The sequence below is a fragment of the Acinetobacter sp. 826659 genome (genome assembly GCF_000588515.1).
GTDB lineage: Bacteria > Pseudomonadota > Gammaproteobacteria > Pseudomonadales > Moraxellaceae > Acinetobacter > Acinetobacter pittii.
Genome location: NZ_JFYD01000003.1, coordinates 284,543 through 301,611, shown reverse-complemented (window position 1 = coordinate 301,611; position 17,069 = coordinate 284,543). Strand labels below are relative to the sequence as shown.

Annotated in this window: 13 protein-coding genes and 1 riboswitch; of the genes, 11 read left to right on the top strand and 2 right to left on the bottom strand. The window is 40.5% G+C overall.

The window, feature by feature from the left end; all coding sequences use genetic code 11:
* Positions 1-2: 2 nt before the first annotated feature.
* The 4 genes from J663_RS08410 (at position 3) to lpxC (ending at position 4,533) form a co-directional block, all read left to right on the top strand.
* Positions 3-857 carry a cell division protein FtsQ/DivIB gene (locus J663_RS08410; RefSeq protein ID WP_033849062.1) on the top strand — a complete coding sequence of 285 codons (855 nt, stop codon included), beginning with the start codon at positions 3-5 and terminating at the stop codon, positions 855-857.
* Between the two features lie 60 nt (positions 858-917).
* Complete coding sequence (ftsA, locus tag J663_RS08405; protein ID WP_002122057.1) at positions 918-2,180, top strand: cell division protein FtsA; 1,263 nt, start codon at positions 918-920, stop codon at positions 2,178-2,180.
* Between the two features lie 164 nt (positions 2,181-2,344).
* A complete protein-coding gene (ftsZ, locus tag J663_RS08400) occupies positions 2,345-3,520 on the top strand; it encodes a cell division protein FtsZ (protein ID WP_002121912.1) in 1,176 nt (391 codons plus the stop codon).
* Between the two features lie 110 nt (positions 3,521-3,630).
* Positions 3,631-4,533, top strand: coding sequence for a UDP-3-O-acyl-N-acetylglucosamine deacetylase (gene lpxC / locus J663_RS08395; protein ID WP_002121967.1), 903 nt, complete (start codon positions 3,631-3,633; stop codon positions 4,531-4,533).
* 97 nt (positions 4,534-4,630) lie between these two features.
* On the opposite strand, the gene J663_RS08390 is transcribed toward lpxC, so the two are convergent.
* Positions 4,631-5,077 carry a DciA family protein gene (locus J663_RS08390; protein WP_017387570.1) on the bottom strand — a complete coding sequence of 149 codons (447 nt, stop codon included), beginning with the start codon at positions 5,075-5,077 and terminating at the stop codon, positions 4,631-4,633.
* 100 nt (positions 5,078-5,177) lie between these two features.
* On the opposite strand from J663_RS08390, the gene J663_RS08385 reads away from it, so the two are divergent.
* From J663_RS08385 to J663_RS08365, 5 genes are all read left to right on the top strand, one after another.
* Positions 5,178-5,870, top strand: coding sequence for a M23 family metallopeptidase (locus J663_RS08385; RefSeq protein WP_002121983.1), 693 nt, complete (start codon positions 5,178-5,180; stop codon positions 5,868-5,870).
* A 249-nt stretch (positions 5,871-6,119) separates the two neighbouring features.
* Complete coding sequence (gene aceE / locus J663_RS08380) at positions 6,120-8,837, top strand: pyruvate dehydrogenase (acetyl-transferring), homodimeric type (protein ID WP_033849059.1); 2,718 nt, start codon at positions 6,120-6,122, stop codon at positions 8,835-8,837.
* 2 nt (positions 8,838-8,839) lie between these two features.
* Positions 8,840-10,828 carry a 2-oxo acid dehydrogenase subunit E2 gene (locus J663_RS08375; protein ID WP_033849056.1) on the top strand — a complete coding sequence of 663 codons (1,989 nt, stop codon included), beginning with the start codon at positions 8,840-8,842 and terminating at the stop codon, positions 10,826-10,828.
* A 146-nt stretch (positions 10,829-10,974) separates the two neighbouring features.
* Complete coding sequence (locus J663_RS08370) at positions 10,975-11,253, top strand: hypothetical protein (protein WP_033849055.1); 279 nt, start codon at positions 10,975-10,977, stop codon at positions 11,251-11,253.
* Between the two features lie 36 nt (positions 11,254-11,289).
* A riboswitch (yybP-ykoY riboswitch) is annotated at positions 11,290-11,475 on the top strand.
* A 15-nt stretch (positions 11,476-11,490) separates the two neighbouring features.
* Positions 11,491-12,066, top strand: a complete 576-nt coding sequence (locus J663_RS08365; RefSeq protein ID WP_005804434.1) for a TMEM165/GDT1 family protein — start codon at positions 11,491-11,493, stop codon at positions 12,064-12,066.
* A gap of 58 nt (positions 12,067-12,124) precedes the next feature.
* Here the strand turns inward: J663_RS08365 and J663_RS08360 are convergent, their stop codons facing one another.
* Positions 12,125-14,263: a TonB-dependent siderophore receptor gene (locus tag J663_RS08360; RefSeq protein ID WP_033849053.1), complete on the bottom strand. Its 2,139-nt coding sequence runs from the start codon at positions 14,261-14,263 to the stop codon at positions 12,125-12,127.
* Between the two features lie 227 nt (positions 14,264-14,490).
* Between J663_RS08360 and J663_RS08355 the strand changes: the two genes are divergently transcribed.
* On the top strand, positions 14,491-15,288 hold the full coding sequence (locus tag J663_RS08355; RefSeq protein WP_033849051.1) for an MBL fold metallo-hydrolase: 798 nt from the start codon (positions 14,491-14,493) through the stop codon (positions 15,286-15,288).
* A gap of 194 nt (positions 15,289-15,482) precedes the next feature.
* A complete protein-coding gene (gene guaB, locus J663_RS08350) occupies positions 15,483-16,949 on the top strand; it encodes an IMP dehydrogenase (RefSeq protein WP_033849049.1) in 1,467 nt (488 codons plus the stop codon).
* Positions 16,950-17,069 lie beyond the last annotated feature (120 nt).

Below are 17,069 nucleotides of genomic sequence, written 5' to 3'. Positions count from 1 at the left end.
ATATGGCACAACTTCCGGCTTCCATGCGCCGTAAACGTGCGGCCATCACCTCTATTCATGATAAACCGCCTACGCGTAAGCAGAAGCTTGCGAATGCTGGTGGATGGGTGCTGTTGGTTATTGCTTTTGTAGTGCTGGCAGTCGGAATTTATGGGTTATATAAAGTTATTACAGATGCAACAGTTGCAAAACTAGAAGTTGTAGGTTCAGCATCTTCTGTTGAAACCCAACAAGTGATGCAACATGTTGCTCCAATTATAAAAGCGAATTATTTCACATCTGATTTAGAACAGATTCGTGACAAAACATTAGAAATTTCATGGGTAGACCGAGTTGTTGTATCTCGTGCTTGGCCCAATGGTATTCGTGTTCGTGTCATGCCTCGACATGCTATCGCCCGTTGGGGAACAGGTCGCTTGTTAAGCGATGGAGGCGATGTATTTAGTGAGGCGGAGCCGACAATTCATCCTGAACTTCCGTTGCTTCATGGGCCGGTAAGTCAGTCAAAAATGATGATGCGACGCTATAATGAAATTAATCAATTATTCCATCCTGTTAATTTACGCTTAAAAGAGTTATATCTGACTGAGCGAATGACTTGGTTTATGCAATTTGATTCTGGTTTGCGTATTATTGTTGACCAAGATCAAACAATGAATAAGTTGCAACGTTTAAGTCATCTGGCACAATCTGACTTAAAACCAGTGTGGTCGAAAATCTCAGCCATTGATTTGCGATATCGTAATGGATTATCTATTCAATGGAAGAACGCAACACCACCTAAAATTGTGAATGGTCAGTTTGTTGTAACGAGTGATGACATAAGCATTGCAGGTGGAACAAAAGCAAAGCCATAATACGTGGCTTTAAAATAGGCAATTTGCCTGGTATTAAACAACAAAGAAATGGTATGAGTGATGAGTGAAGCTGTTCCCTCAGTTGTTGCGATTGACATTGGGACGCATAAAGTTTCAGTTTTGATTGGAAAAATTCATGCGCCGGATAACATTCAAGTTATCGGTATGGCAACTGCTCGCAATCGAGGCATGAATAAAGGAAAAATTGTAAGCCTCGATAAAGTCATTGCTGCGATTAAAAATGCTGTTGCTGAAGCGGAAAATATGGCCGAATGTCGCATTCATAGCGCATGGGTATCTATTCCGAGTACCGAGTTGCAAAGTTTTTATGCCTCTGGTCGCACACCAGTATCTAATCCAGCACATGTGATTACAACAAATGAAGTCGTGCGCGCGTTAGAATTGGCAAAAGCAAGTCATGTGACTTCTGATTACTATTTAGCAAGTGCAGTGCCGTTAGGCTTTGAGTTGGGTGATTCTGCTGAATGGGTGCAGAATCCAATTAATATGACTGCCCATAGTATGACTGGACATTATCAGTTAATGATGATGCCTATAGCGACTATGCAAAACCTTGATCGTGCCATGAAAGGTGCAAATATCGGGGTTGAAAAAATGGTGGTGTCTTGTCTGGCAACCGCTGAGGCAAGCTTGCTGAAAGATGAAAAAGAGTATGGTGTTTGTCTGGTTGATATTGGCGCAGGCATTACCAATCTTGCTGTTTATCTAGATGGTCGTTTAGCTCTAGCACGTACATTGCAACGCGGTGGTGAGCACGTTACACGTGATATTGCTGCTGTATTGCAAACCACGACAGAAGAAGCTGAACGAATTAAAATTCTGCATGGTTGTGTCGATTTAAGTGCTGTTAAGCCAGATCATATGATTCAGGTAGAAGGAATTGATGGCCCTCAAACGATTAGCCGAATTGAGTTGTCAGAAATTATTATTGCCCGTTATGAAGAGATCTTTAGCCAGATTCGCGATGAACTCGAACAAAGTGGTGCAATTCATGGTTTATACCATGGGGTAGTATTGACAGGGGATGCTTGTCAAATAGAAGGTATGGTGAGTTTAGCTCGTCGTATGTTGGGTGTATCTGCACATTTGGGTAATCCGCCGTTACAGGTTTATGCTGATGATCAACATCAAGCAGCCTTACGTCGTTCTATGTATGCAACAGCAGCTGGTTTGCTCATGTTTAGCCAAAGTGAGTTGCAAGATGCTGTTGAAGAGCCTGAAGAGGCAAATGACCGTTCGGTATGGGAACGAATGGTAAATGGCTGGAATGCGTTTAATAGCAAGTTAAAAGCCATTTTTTAGGATGTATGTATTTATTGGTAGAATTGTTAGGAAGTTGTAAGAGAAAACCGCTGTACTTGACAAGGTTGGTATTGCACAGCATTCTTAAAATTAGTTATTTTTGAAAATCAAGGCAGTATACGGGCTGAAGTGACTGCCATAATGTATTAGGAACCCTAAAGGTCATGGCCTCATTTGAATTTATAGAAGATGAACTAAACGATGGCAACGGTCAAGCCCGTTTCACTGTATTTGGTGTAGGTGGTGGTGGCGGTAATGCCGTTCAACATATGGTGCAGTCTGATATTCAAGGTGTTAAATTCGTTTGTGCCAATACAGACAAACAAGCACTGGACTGTATGAATGCACCTTTCAAAATTCAGTTAGGCGAGCAAAGTACACGTGGTCTAGGTGCTGGTGCTAACCCTGAAGTAGGGCAAGTTGCAGCAGAAGAAAGCCGTGAAATCATCCGTCACCACCTTGAAGGTACGGATATGGTTTTCGTTACCGCTGGTATGGGTGGTGGTACGGGTACTGGTGCAGCGCCTGTTGTGGCTGAAGTTGCCAAAGAAATGGGCATTTTGACTGTTGGTGTAGTTACAACACCATTTAACTTTGAAGGCCGCCGCCGTTTAAAGTCTGCTGAACGTGGTATTGAAGCACTTGAAGCACATGTCGACTCATTGATTATTATCCCTAATCAACGCTTATTAAGCGTATATGGCGATATTTCAATGAAAGATGCTTATAAAAAAGCTGATGACGTGTTGTTAAACGCTGTACGTAGTATCTTTGACTTGGTTGTTAACCGTGGTCACATTAACCTTGACTTCGCCGATTTGAAAACTGCAATGAGTACTCGCGGTTACGCAATGATGGGTGCTGGTTTAGGTCGTGGTGAAGATCGTGCGCGTCAAGCTGCTGAACAAGCGATCCGTAGTCCATTACTTGATAACGTAAATATTATTAATGCCAAGGGCGTGTTAATTAATATTACGGGTGGTGATGATATTACGCTACGTGAAACAGAAATTATTACTGATGTTGTGAACCAGATTGTTGACCTTGATGAAGGTGAAATCTTCTACGGTACAGTATTTGATCCAGATGCACGTGATGAATTACGCGTAACAGTGATTGCAACTGGTTTAACTCGTAATGCAGCAGATGCTGAACCGAGAAAACGTAATACGGTAAGCCATGCATCGTCTCAATCAGCTCAATCTGTTGATGAAGATGACGTTCCTGCAATTAATAAGCGTCAAAACGCCGATAATGAAGTCAGTAGCACAGCAAGTTCTACTCCGCGTTCTTCTCCAATGAGTATTCAAGATTACTTGAAAAATCAGCAACGTAAGTAAATTATCGTTAGATTGAATGAAGGGCAGTGTTTAAACACTGCCTTTTTTTATTTTTGATCAATGACTAAATATGCTAACGTATAGCGGTTTTAAAAAAGAAGTTACAAAGCATGGTGAAACAGCGTACTCTCAATCGTGTGGTAAAAGCGAGTGGAATAGGTCTTCATAGCGGTCAAAAAGTGATGATCAATTTCATTCCACATACCGTGGATGGAGGTATTGTATTTCGCCGTATCGATTTGGATCCGCCAGTCGATATCCCTGCTAATGCATTGCTCATTCAAGAAGCTTTTATGTGCTCCAACTTGGTAACCGGAGATATAAAAGTAGGCACAATTGAGCATGTAATGAGTGCGATTGCAGGTTTAGGAATTGATAACCTTATTGTTGAGGTATCTGCTTCTGAAGTTCCAATTATGGATGGTAGTGCTGGTCCATTTATTTACCTTTTAATGCAAGGTGGATTGCGTGAATTGGATGCACCGAAAAAATTCATAAGAATATTAAAACCAGTTGAAGCACTTATCGATGATAAGAAAGCAATTTTTAGCCCTCACAATGGTTTTCAATTAAATTTCACGATTGATTTTGACCATCCGGCATTTGCTAAAGAATATCAATCTGCGACGATCGACTTTTCGACAGAAACTTTTGTTTATGAAGTCAGTGAGGCACGTACTTTTGGTTTCATGAAAGATCTGGATTACCTGAAGGCAAATAATTTAGCACTAGGTGCAAGTTTAGATAATGCAATTGGTGTAGATGATACAGGGGTCGTCAACGAAGAAGGTTTACGTTTCGCTGATGAATTTGTTAGACATAAGATTTTAGATGCCGTTGGTGATTTGTATTTGCTTGGTCATCAAATTATTGCCAAGTTTGATGGCTATAAATCAGGACATGCTTTAAATAATCAGTTGTTACGCAATGTTCAAAGTGATCCGAGTAATTATGAAATTGTAACATTTGATGACGAGAGTCAATGTCCAATTCCATATGTGAGCGTGACATAAGTCATTGTCTTTACTTGGCTATGTTATAATGTAACATTAAAAAGTGTGATTATAATCACATAATAATAATGATTCTAATTAAGAAATAGAAAGCTCGTCATTTTTTATTGCTTGCCAAACGTAGTAAAGCTTGGCTAAGCTTAGGGTCGCTCACGAAGTCGGCTGCACTACGTAACATTTCTTGTGTTTCCGGGGGAATGGGTTTAGATGGCTCAGATGAGGGTACATTTGGAATATTTTTATTTCTCAATCGGACCTGAATTCGTTGTAAGTCTTTTAACCCTTCAAGCTGAGATAATTTAGATACATATTGGTTCTGTAAATAGCTGAGTTGACTAATCATCGCTTGATTTTCACCAGTAATGATTAAAGAACCATTTTGATAACACACGACCTGCCATTGTTCCGGTTGGGGCAATAAGGGTTGGATAATTTTCGTAAGTCTTTGCCATTGCGCGACTTGCGTTGTTAGAAACGTAAGGTTTCCTGTTTTTATGTGTTTTCCGGTTTGTTGAAAAACGTTATCGGGTTTAGACATGGTCATTCTCGGATAGATTCTTGTCTTAATCTTAAGCGTTCATTTCAATTGATATCAAGGAAGAGATCATAAGGAACTTGAGTAAGAACAGTTTCAAGAGGTTTTTATGCACACGCGTCGTATTTTATTAGCGTTTTCACTTGCCGCTTCGGCAGCATCAGTTGCTTTTGCAGATTATCAAACAATTAACCAGTCTACTGACTCAGATCGATTGGAACAGCTATCAAAAACATTATCTCAAGGTTCATATACTCATCCCGATGATTTAGATCTTCCGGCGAGTGCGAAAGTTTCAGTGACCTTACGCCAAAAAACAGTTGAACTCAACAATGAGTCGCTCGCAAAGAAGTACGGTAATACAACCGCAAAAAATTCTTTTAATGCCTCTTCTTCAAATTCTTACTCTTGGTTAGTTTCTCATCCTCTTCCTGATACTGTACGAGTTTCTTCAAACTTTGGTGGTCGTACCATGGGTGGCCGTGCAGAACATCATGGTGGTTTGGATATGGCTGCTCCGAGTGGCACGCCAATCTATGCTACAGGCCCAGGTATTGTAACCAAATCTGGCTGGGGCACTGGTTATGGTCAATATGTTGAAATTAACCATGGTAATGGCTATTTAACGCGTTATGCTCATGCTTCACGTTTAATGGTGCGTGTAGGCGACCAAGTATCTGCGGGCGAGCATATTGCTAATGTAGGGTGTACAGGTCGCTGTACAGGTCCGCATTTGCATTATGAAGTTGTAAAAGATGGGCAACGTAAAAACCCAACTACTTACTTGGCGATGCTTCCATAAAAGCATAGTTAAAAAAGCAAGGTTATTAAATTTATGAATCTAAAACTAAGCTAAACCTTTTTTAACGCAAAGATTGTATAAAAAAACGCCATTATTGGCGTTTTTTTGTTATTTTGTTTACTGCTCGGTCAATGACTATTCATTCAGAAAATAATAGGGCCCCCTCACATTCACCCGAGGCAATAACTTGAAAGGGGTAAAACGTGGTAAAAATACAAAGTAGATTAGAGAACAAGGAACAGGTGAATTATGGCGTTTTACGGTGACTCCGACGCACAAGAAACCCAAGAATGGCAAGATGCATTCGATTCAGTTTTACAACACATGGGAACTGAACGAGCGGCATTCTTGTTGGAAAAACTTTACCAACAAGCAATTGCTAAGCATGTTCCAATTCAACGTCTCAATACACCTTACTTAAATACAATTTCTGTTGAAGAACAACCTGCAATGCCAGGCGACCAAGATATGGAACGCCGTATTCGTGCATTGATTCGTTGGAATGCCTTAGCAATGGTACTTCGTGCGAATAAAACAGGTGATGATTTAGGTGGACACTTGGCGAGTTTCGCATCAAGTGCAACATTATATGACGTAGGTTTTAACCATTTCTTCCGCGCAAACAGCAATAGCTTTGGCGGAGATATGATTTATTACCAAGGGCACTGTGCTCCTGGTATTTATGCACGTTCATTCCTTGAAGGACGTTTAACTGAAGAACAGTTAAGTAATTTCCGCCGTGAAGTTGGCGGTAACGGTTTACCAAGCTATCCGCATCCATATTTAATGCCTGACTATTGGCAATTCCCAACAGTATCAATGGGTCTTGGTCCAATCATGTCGATTTATCAAGCACATATTCAAAAATATTTGATGAACCGTGGCTTGATCAAAGAAGAAGATCGTAAAGTTTGGGCTTATCTTGGCGATGGTGAGATGGATGAGCCAGAAAGTACTGGTGCAATTTCACTTGCTGGTCGTGAAAAGCTTGATAATCTTATTTGGGTGGTTAACTGTAACTTACAGCGTCTAGATGGTCCTGTACGTGGTAACGGTAAAATCATTCAAGAGTTAGAATCTTTATTCCGTGGCGCAGGCTGGCGTGTAATTAAAGTGGTATGGGGCCGTCATTGGGACCCACTTCTTGCAAAAGATACCTCAGGCGCTTTGAAAGCGGTAATGGAAGAGACAGTTGATGGTGAATACCAACGCTATCAAGTGAAAGGTGGTGCATACACGCGTGAGAAGTTCTTTGGCAAGTACCCAGAAGCTGCGGAACTTGTAAAAGACCTAAGCGATGAAGACATCGATAATCTCAACCGTGGTGGTCATGACCCTTACAAAGTGTTTGCTGCATATGCAGAAGCAATGAAAGCTAAAGGTCAACCAACAGTTATTCTTGCGAAAACTGTTAAAGGTTACGGTTTGTCTGAAGAAATTGAAGCGGTGAACAAAACTCACCAAATCAAAAAAATGCAGATTGACTCTTTGAAATATGTACGTGACCGTTTCAATCTTCCATTTACAGACGATAAGTTAGAAGAGCTTCCATTCTACCGCCCAAGTGAAAACTCTCCAGAAATGAAGTATATGAAGGCGCGTCGTGAAGCGTTAGGTGGTTACCTGCCTGCACGTCGTAAAGAGAGTGAAATCTTAGCGATTCCTGAATTATCTGTATTTGATGCTGTATTAAATGGTTCAGGTGGTAAAGAACAATCTACTACGATGGTGATGGTTCGTTTAATTGCTTCTTTACTCAAAGAAAAAGCGATTAAAGACCGCGTAGTACCAATCGTTCCAGATGAAGCACGTACTTTTGGTCTGGAAGGTATGTTCCGTCAGCTTGGTATCTATGCTGCTCACGGCCAAAAATATACCCCAGAAGACCAAGAACAATTAATGCATTACCGTGAAGCAAGTGACGGTCACATGCTACAAGAAGGGATTAACGAAGCTGGTGCGATGAGTGCATGGGCTGCGTTGGCAACAAGTTATTCAACGAATAACTTGCCAATGATTCCAATGTATATGTACTACTCAATGTTCGGTTTCCAACGTATTGGTGACATTGCGTGGGCAGCTGGTGATGCGCAAGCTCAAGGTTTCTTATTAGGTGCAACTGCTGGTCGTACAACGTTGAACGGTGAAGGTCTACAGCACCAAGATGGTCATTCACATATCTTGGCGAACACTATTCCAAACTGTGTATCTTATGATCCATGTTTTGGTTATGAGTTAGCTGTAATCGTACACGACGGTTTACAACGTATGTATGTGAACCAAGAGCGTGTGTTCTACTACTTAACTGTAATGAACGAAAACTACGAGCATCCTGCAATGCCTGAAGGCGCTGAGGAAGGCATTAAACGTGGTATGTACTTGTTCGAAAAAGATGAAAAAGCAACTGTCCAATTACTTGGTTCAGGTGTAATTCTTCGTGAAGTAATCAAAGCTGCGAAAATCTTACGTGATGAATACCAAATCCATTCAAACGTTTGGAGTGTAACAAGTTTCAATGAGTTGTCACGTGATGGTATGGCATGTGAAGAATACAACCGTTTACACCCACTTTCTGAAGAAGTGAAAGAGTCTTGGGTATCTAAACAGTTACGTGGCACAGAAGGTATCGTTGTTTCAGCAACAGACCATATGCGTGCTTACAGCGAACAAATCCGTGCTTATCTTCCAGATGGTCGCCCATTTGTTGCATTAGGTACAGATGGATACGGTCGTTCAGATACACGTGCTAATTTACGTAGTTTCTTTGGTGTTGATGCTGCACATATCGTTGTTGCTACTTTGAAAAAATTAGCTGACGAAGGTGAAGTGGACGCACGTTTAGTTAAAGACGCAATTTCTAACTTTGAGTTAGATACTGACCGTCCAGTGGCATGGGCTCCTCAAGCGCATCCAGAAGTTCAGGCAGTTGCTGAATATAATGAAACGCAAACAGGTGAGGGGAACTAAGCATGCAAATTAAGACCCCTGATATTGGTGTAGATAAAGCAGTTGTTGCTGAAATTTTAGTAAAAGTTGGCGACAGCATTGCAGAAAATGACAGCCTTGTTTTGCTTGAGTCAGATAAAGCCTCTGTTGAAGTGCCTAGCACTTCAGCAGGTGTGGTAAAAAGCATCTTAATCAAAGAAGGTGATAGCGTAGCTGAAGGTACGGTATTGCTTGAACTTGAAGCTGAGGGGGCTGCACCCGTAGCTCAAGCAGAAGAAGCTCCAAAAGCTGCACCAGCAGCTGAACAAACAGCAGCACCGGCAACGGCTCAACAGCCTTCAACTGCTGCTCAACCAGCAACGGCAACAACTAGCCAAGTGGTTGAAGTTCAAGTTCCCGATATTGGTGTTGAAAAAGCACTAGTTGGTGAAATTTTAGTAAAAGTTGGTGAACAGATTGATGTTGAACAAAGCATCGTTGTGGTTGAGTCTGACAAAGCAACTGTAGAAGTACCAAGCAGTGTTGCAGGTACTGTAGAAAGCATTCAAGTTAAAGAAGGCGATACAGTTAAAGAAGGTGTTGTTCTTATTCAAGTAAAAACAACATCTGCATCAAGTGCGCAAGCAGAAGCTCCTGCTTCTACAACAGCAGCTCCAGCGGCAGCACCTGCACCAGCTCAGCAAGAAACTGTAGCATCGACTGCTACTCAATCTGGACCGGTTGATATTAACGTTCCTGATTTGGGTGTAGATAAAGCAGTTGTTGCTGAAATCTTGGTTCAGGTTGGTGATAAAGTTGATGTAGATCAAAGTCTTGTTGTTGTTGAGTCAGATAAAGCAACTGTGGAAGTTCCAAGTACTGTTGCGGGTGTTGTGAAAGCAATTCACTTGCAAGCAGGCCAACAAGTTTCACAAGGTGTATTGCTGGCAACAATTGAAGCTGAAGGCCAAGCACCTGCTGCTGCACCAGCGGCAAAAGCAGAATCAGCTCCAGCTCCGCAGGCAGCAGCACCTAAAGCGGCAACTCCTGCTCCGACTCAATCAGTATCTGCTCCTACTTCTTCTGGTAATGATAAATTAACCAAAGAACAAGAAGCCGAAAACGCTAAAGTTTATGCAGGCCCAGCTGTGCGTAAGCTTGCTCGTGAACTTGGTGTAGTTTTATCTCAAGTTAAAACTTCTGGTGAACATGGCCGTGTTGTTAAAGAAGATATCTTTGCGTATGTGAAGACTCGTTTAACTGCACCGCAAGCGGCACCAGTTGCTTCGGCTGCACCAGCGGTTTCGGGTTTGCCAAAGCTTCCTGACTTCACTGCGTTTGGTGGCGTAGAAGAAAAAGTACTGACACGTTTGCAGCAAGTATCAATTCCGCAATTGTCGTTGAACAACTTTATTCCGCAAGTCACCCAGTTTGATTTGGCTGACATTACTGAGTTGGAAGATTGGCGTAATGAGTTAAAAGGCAACTTCAAAAAAGAAGGTATTAGCCTGACGATTATGGCATTCATTATCAAAGCGGTTGCGTACTTGTTAAAAGAAGAGCGTGAGTTTGCAGGTCATCTATCTGATGACGGTAAATCAGTGCTCTTGCGCAATGAAATCCATATGGGAATTGCGGTAGCAACACCTGATGGTTTAACTGTGCCAGTACTTCGTAACCCAGACCAAAAATCAATTAAGCAAATTGCAGTTGAATTGGGTGTGTTAGGTCAAAAAGCACGTGATAAGAAATTAACACCAAAAGACTTACAAGGTGCGAATTTCACCATTTCAAGTTTGGGCGCAATTGGTGGTACAGCATTTACACCTCTTGTGAACTGGCCACAAGTTGCAATTTTAGGTATTTCACCTGCAACAATGCAGCCAGTATGGAATGGTAAAGACTTTGATCCGCGCTTAATGTTGCCGTTGTCATTGTCTTATGACCACCGTGTAATTAATGGTGCAGATGCAGCTCGCTTTACAAATAAACTTACGAAACTTCTTAAAGATATTCGTACTTTATTAATCTAATATTTTTAAATGAATCATTAAAACCTCGCTTCGGCGGGGTTTTATTTTGATATTTAATTTAATTGGTTTCAAGTTAATCTAAAGACGAAAAATGAAGTGTCGAGAGAGGAGAAATTTCTCGTTAGTCGGTAAAGGAGAAAGAATAAATGGTAGGATTTTTAAAAATCATGGTGCCGATTCTATTAATTGTATTTTTATTAATGGGGTTGTGGGTGAGTGTTTTACACTTACCTTGGGAATGGATGACTTACGTTGCAATAGGCTTGGAAGTATTTGTAGCAATGCTTATTTTGCCATTTGAATTTCAGTCTCAGCACGTAACTGGCATTAATCATTTTGGATTTATTAACTTAAGTATTTGTTTAGCTTTACTATTGGGTCTAGGACGATTGTTGGTTTGGGCGTGGATAAAATTTTTTGCCTGAATGTTTGAAAAATAGAACTACTCGAATATAATAAACGCATACTTCATTGGGGAGTAGCCGCTATTCATTTCTAAATGAATAGGTGATGGTCAACATAATTGTTCAACAGAACATGGTCATCATAGCTTAAACGTCTCATCGTTTCCGAGTTGGCAAGACCTTTGATTTACCACTCTGCAGATATTTGGCTAGCAGGAGGGGTAGGTCATGGGCATTTATGCTAGCCAGAGAAACGACATGCAAGAATTTCTGATTTCTACCTCGATTGTTGCCCTCGCTGAAATGGGCGATAAAACCCAATTATTGGCCCTTTTACTGTCTGCACGTTTCCGTAAGCCAATCCCTATTCTTATTGCGATTCTTTTAGCTACTCTAATTAATCATGGTATTTCTGCTGTACTTGGACAGTGGATTACGACCGTCCTGAGCCCCGAAATCTTAGTCTGGGTCCTTGCAGCTGGCTTCATTGGTATGGCGTTCTGGATGCTTATTCCAGATAAGCTCGATGACGAAACGGATAGTATTAATAGATGGCAAAAGTTTGGTGTTTTTGGTGCAACCTTTATCCTGTTTTTCTTAGCAGAAATCGGTGATAAAACCCAAATAGCAACAGTCGCTTTAGCTGCACGTTATGACAGCATCTTTTGGGTGATGTTAGGTACAACATTAGGGATGATGATTGCCAATGCACCTGCTGTATTTATTGGTAATAAATTGGCTGAACGTTTATCTATCTCGCTCATTCATAAAATTGGTGCTGCTATTTTCTTAATTGTAGGTATCTCTACTTTAGTGCAGCATTATTTCTTCTAACACATTTTAAGCTGCCAAAAAAACGCACTCGAATCGAGTGCGTTTTTTGTGGACAATTTTAATAGTTAAATTTCACAGTAAAGTTAATTTGACGTGGATTACCTAAAGTCACCAAATTTTCATTTAAGGCACCTGCATAGTAATCTTTATCGAATAGATTACGGATCGCAAGTTGAGCACCCCAATGTCCTGCCTCATAGCCAGCTTCTGTATCAAATACGGTATAGCCTGGAATATGGACATCTAGCTTATCCATAGTTTTATAGGTTTCACCACGGAAACCACCGCCGATATACCAACCAAGTTTTGAGGCAGGGTCAAATTTATAACGAGCCGACAGACTATAAGCATGCTCAGGAATATTATTTAGCGATTTTCCTACATTGCTTGTTTTTGCATCTTTACTAATTTCAGCATCAATTGTGTAGGTATAGGCAGCTGTTAATTTTAAACCTTCTAGAATTTCTGCACCAAGTTCAGTTTCAATACCACGAGTTAACTGTTCACCACGTTGTACTTTTTCATTTGGATTTACTGAATCATTAACTACAATATTCTGACGTTTTAAATCATACCAAGCGATAGCACCTTGAACTCGTTGATCTGAGCTTTGTAACTTCATCCCGAATTCTATCTGTTTTCCTTTCTCAGGTTTAAACGGATTACTGTTTATATCAGTACCACTGTTGGGTGTAAATGAAGTAGCGTAGCTGACATAAGGAGCCACAATGTCATTAAGGGTATACATGACAGAGGCACTGCCCGTAAATGCATTATCTGATTGTTTACTCGTATTGCTATTAACCAAACTTGTAGTTTGAGTTTGTGCCCAGTCTTGGCGACCAGATAAGCTTAAAAGTAACTGGTCATTAAGCTGAATACGGTCACGTAAATAAAGCCCTAAATATTTGAGGCGGTTGATATCACGAACATTTTCCGTCAATTCCACAGTTTGACCATAAACGGGGTCATAGATATTTAAATTGCCAATATTATATTTATCATTGGTGTAATCACTTTTTTCCTGAAAAGCATCGACTCCAATATTAACGTCATGTTGCATGCCATATAGATCAAATTGTTTATTTAAACGGTTATCGATGGCAAAGATTAAATTATCAATAATTTGGTGGCGGCTGTTATTTGCTCGATTTATTGTTGTGTAAGTTGAGTCAGTCCAAAACTTTTTAGTTTGAGCAAAGACTGCTTTGCCATCCATTTCAGTTTTTTGTACAGCAAAATTCTGGTTAAAGTTCCAACCATTATCAAAAGCGTGTTTAAAGGTATAACCTGTGCGGTAAACATCTGCTTCATATTTACCAAAATTAGGATCACCAATATATAAACTTCGGTCTATAGCGCCGTTAGGGTTATCTTTTAAGGTACCAATGATAGGTAAGCCTTGTTGACGAATGTATTCGCGATGCTGATAGCTTGCGATGACAGAGAGATCAGTGTTATCCCCTAAGTCAAAGTTATAAGAGGGGGAGATGTAGTAATTTTTAAAATATACATAATCTGTTGGGTCATCTTGATCCGAGATACGACCATTTAAACGGAAAGCACCTTTTTCACTATTATTAGGGCTATAGTTTAAATCGAACGTTCCTTCTTTAAGGTTGTAGCTGCCATAAGTCATAGTGGCCCGAGCAAAGCTTTCAGCTTGAGGGCGTTTAGTCACTAAGTTGACCATACCTCCTGGAGCAACCAAACCAAAATTAATAGATGCAGGCCCTTTTAAAACTTGTACCTGATCCATGCCTGATAACTCAGTAGCAACATACGTATTTTGGCCTACTCTTAAGCCATCTACATAAACTGAATCAGAAGAAGTTTGTCCTCGAATAATGAAATCATCCCAACCACGACGACCAAGTTTCCCAGCTCCAACACCAGCAACACCTTCAAGTGCATCTGTAAGTGTCTTTGCTTGTTTTTGGTCAAGTTGCTCGCGGGTTACTACCGAAACCGACTGAGCAGTTTTAAATAAAGGTGCGTCTGATTTTAAAGCAGAGTTTGCTTTCGTTGCGACATAAGGTGAAGTGCTTTCTTTTTGCGCTTTAACAGAAATCGTGGGGAGAACACTGGTCGAATTTTGTTGTTCTGTTATTTCTTCAGCGTGACTTGCTGTCATCGAAGTAAAAATAGCAACTGCTAACAATGTTTTTGATGTTGAAAAATGGAAGGGTTGATTCATGGGAGGCCTAAGCAGCACAAAAAGTAAATTTGATAATGAGAATTATTTTAATTTATTGTGGGTTAATTTTAAATAACATTATGATTCATTTATAAAATAAGAAAAGCAAAATCAATTTTAAAATATTATTAGAAAAATAAAGTAGTTTATTGCAAGAGTTACTGAATCCCTTTATTTTATTATGGATATAAAAATATCTAATATTTAAAGTTTTTTTGGGGAATTGTATGGGGTTTGAAAAAACAACATCGCAGATATTATTTGACAATGGCGTACATAAATGTATTAGTTTTACCAGCTTGGTTAAAGGGGAAGGCATCCAAGCCAATCAATTTTTAATTATTGACCATGAGCGCGCTGCTGTAATAGACCCGGGTGGCGATTTGACCTACGTTCCATTAACGATGGAATTAAATAAATATACACGTTTGAAAAATCTGGACTATGTGATGGCCTCGCATCAAGATCCAGACATTATTACCTCAATGCCACGCTGGCTGGTTTATACCGATGCTAAAGTTGTTGCATCAAAATTATGGGCACGTTTTTTACCACACCTAAATTCCTCATTTATGAGTGAGCGTATGAAAGGGAATTGGGAAGACCGTCTTATTGAATTACCTGACCGCGGCCAAGTGATTACTCTAGGAGAATCCAAGCTTGTGGTAGTTCCCGCTCACTTCTTACATTCGGTGGGTAATTTTCAGTTTTATGATCCAGTTGCTAAGATTCTGTTTTCTGGCGATATGGGTGCCTCGATTGTTGAAGATGCTAATCAGCCTTTAAAAGATTTCGATACGCACGTCATGAAAATGAAGGCTTTTCACCAACGCTATATGTGTTCCAATAAAGTTATCCGTTTGTGGGTCAATATGGTGCGCCAAATGGATATTGAAATGATTGTGCCTCAGCATGGTAGTCCATTTATTGGTAAAGAAATGGTCAATCAGTTTTTGGACTGGATTGAGACCTTGCCATGCGGCGTAGATTTAATGACTGAGCGAATTTTTAGCTGCCCTAGCTAAATATTATGTCTAATGATCAACCCAGATAAAATTCTGGGTTGCAAAAACCTCGATTAAAAAATAACGTTAAAACTATAATAAGTGGGAATTATTTGGAGAAGCTCTATATCTATTGCTGAAAAAGGCAAAGATAATATGAAAATTGCATTGAAATTTGTTTATAATAGCTCACGGAATTTACCAGTGAGATTGTTATGCTGACCATCGTTCAAGAAGCGCTAACCTTCGATGATGTCTTATTACTTCCTGCCTACTCTACTGTTCTCCCAAAAGATGTCTCTTTAAAGACACGTTTAACTCGCGGCATTCATTTAAATATCCCATTAGTTTCAGCTGCAATGGATACAGTGACTGAGTCACGTATGGCGATTGCTATGTCACAAAATGGTGGTATCGGGATTTTGCACAAAAACATGGATATTGCTGCTCAAGCTGCAGAAGTACGCCGTGTGAAAAAATTCGAAGCGGGTATGGTGAAAGACCCTATCACTGTAACGCCTGAAACTACAGTATGTGAACTCATCGCAATCACCAGCGCTAATAACATTAGCGGTGTACCTGTTGTTAAAGACGGCAAGGTTGTTGGTATTGTGACAGGCCGTGATACGCGTTTTGAAACCAATTTAGAGCAACCTGTTAGCAACATCATGACAGGCCAAGATCGTTTAGTCACTGTACGTGAAGGCGAGTCTAAAGAAAATATTCAAGCATTATTGCAAAAACACCGTATTGAAAAAGTCTTAGTCGTTGGTGAGAGCAACGAACTTAAAGGCTTAATTACAGTAACTGACTTCCGCAAAGCTGAGAGCTATCCAAACAGTTGTAAAGATGATCTTGGTCGTTTACGTGTTGGTGCTGCGGTAGGTACAGGTGCTGATACACCAAGTCGTGTGGAAGCATTGGTTGAAGCTGGTGTTGACGTAATTGTTGTTGATACAGCGCATGGCCACTCTGCTGGTGTAATTGAACGTGTACGTTGGGTGAAACAAAACTTCCCTCAAGTACAAGTGATTGGTGGCAACATTGCAACTGGTGATGCTGCATTAGCATTATTAGATGCAGGTGCAGATGCTGTAAAAGTAGGTATTGGCCCTGGTTCTATCTGTACAACACGTATTGTGGCTGGGATCGGTATGCCACAAATTTCTGCGATTGACAGCGTTGCTAGTGCACTAAAAGATCAAATTCCTTTAATTGCAGATGGCGGTATCCGCTTCTCTGGCGATATGGCAAAAGCAATCGGTGCGGGTGCAAGTACGATAATGGTTGGTTCATTACTTGCGGGTACTGAAGAAGCGCCGGGCGAAGTTGAGTTTTTCCAAGGTCGTTACTACAAAGCATATCGTGGTATGGGTTCATTAGGTGCGATGGCGGGAGCAACTGGTTCTGCTGACCGTTATTTCCAAGATTCAAAAGCAGGTGCTGAGAAGTTAGTACCAGAAGGAATCGAAGGCCGTGTTCCTTATAAAGGCCCAATGGGTAACATCGTTCATCAAATGATGGGTGGTTTACGTTCTTCGATGGGTTATACAGGTTCAGCTGTGATTGAAGATCTTCGCCAAAATGCGAAATTTGTGAAAATTACTTCAGCAGGCATGTCTGAGTCACATGTTCATGATGTAACGATTACTAAAGAAGCTCCAAACTATCGTGTTGGTTAGATTTTCGTAACCAAAACAATGAAGAAAGCCGTCATTACACTGACGGCTTTTTGTTTTTGGTGTAAAGTAAATCTGACGAAAAGAGATATGGCGGAATTGCCATATATGAAGTAAGCCACG

Bases quoted from the DNA above. Each gene is read 5' to 3' on its own strand.
- J663_RS08410 (WP_033849062.1), top strand. From the start codon at position 3: ATGGCACAACTTCCGGCTTCCATGCGCCGTAAACGTGCGGCCATCACC.
- ftsA (WP_002122057.1), top strand. From the start codon at position 918: ATGAGTGAAGCTGTTCCCTCAGTTGTTGCGATTGACATTGGGACGCAT.
- ftsZ (WP_002121912.1), top strand. From the start codon at position 2,345: ATGGCCTCATTTGAATTTATAGAAGATGAACTAAACGATGGCAACGGT.
- lpxC (WP_002121967.1), top strand. From the start codon at position 3,631: ATGGTGAAACAGCGTACTCTCAATCGTGTGGTAAAAGCGAGTGGAATA.
- J663_RS08390 (WP_017387570.1), bottom strand. From the start codon at position 5,077: ATGACCATGTCTAAACCCGATAACGTTTTTCAACAAACCGGAAAACAC.
- J663_RS08385 (WP_002121983.1), top strand. From the start codon at position 5,178: ATGCACACGCGTCGTATTTTATTAGCGTTTTCACTTGCCGCTTCGGCA.
- aceE (WP_033849059.1), top strand. From the start codon at position 6,120: ATGGCGTTTTACGGTGACTCCGACGCACAAGAAACCCAAGAATGGCAA.
- J663_RS08375 (WP_033849056.1), top strand. From the start codon at position 8,840: ATGCAAATTAAGACCCCTGATATTGGTGTAGATAAAGCAGTTGTTGCT.
- J663_RS08370 (WP_033849055.1), top strand. From the start codon at position 10,975: ATGGTAGGATTTTTAAAAATCATGGTGCCGATTCTATTAATTGTATTT.
- J663_RS08365 (WP_005804434.1), top strand. From the start codon at position 11,491: ATGCAAGAATTTCTGATTTCTACCTCGATTGTTGCCCTCGCTGAAATG.
- J663_RS08360 (WP_033849053.1), bottom strand. From the start codon at position 14,263: ATGAATCAACCCTTCCATTTTTCAACATCAAAAACATTGTTAGCAGTT.
- J663_RS08355 (WP_033849051.1), top strand. From the start codon at position 14,491: ATGGGGTTTGAAAAAACAACATCGCAGATATTATTTGACAATGGCGTA.
- guaB (WP_033849049.1), top strand. From the start codon at position 15,483: ATGCTGACCATCGTTCAAGAAGCGCTAACCTTCGATGATGTCTTATTA.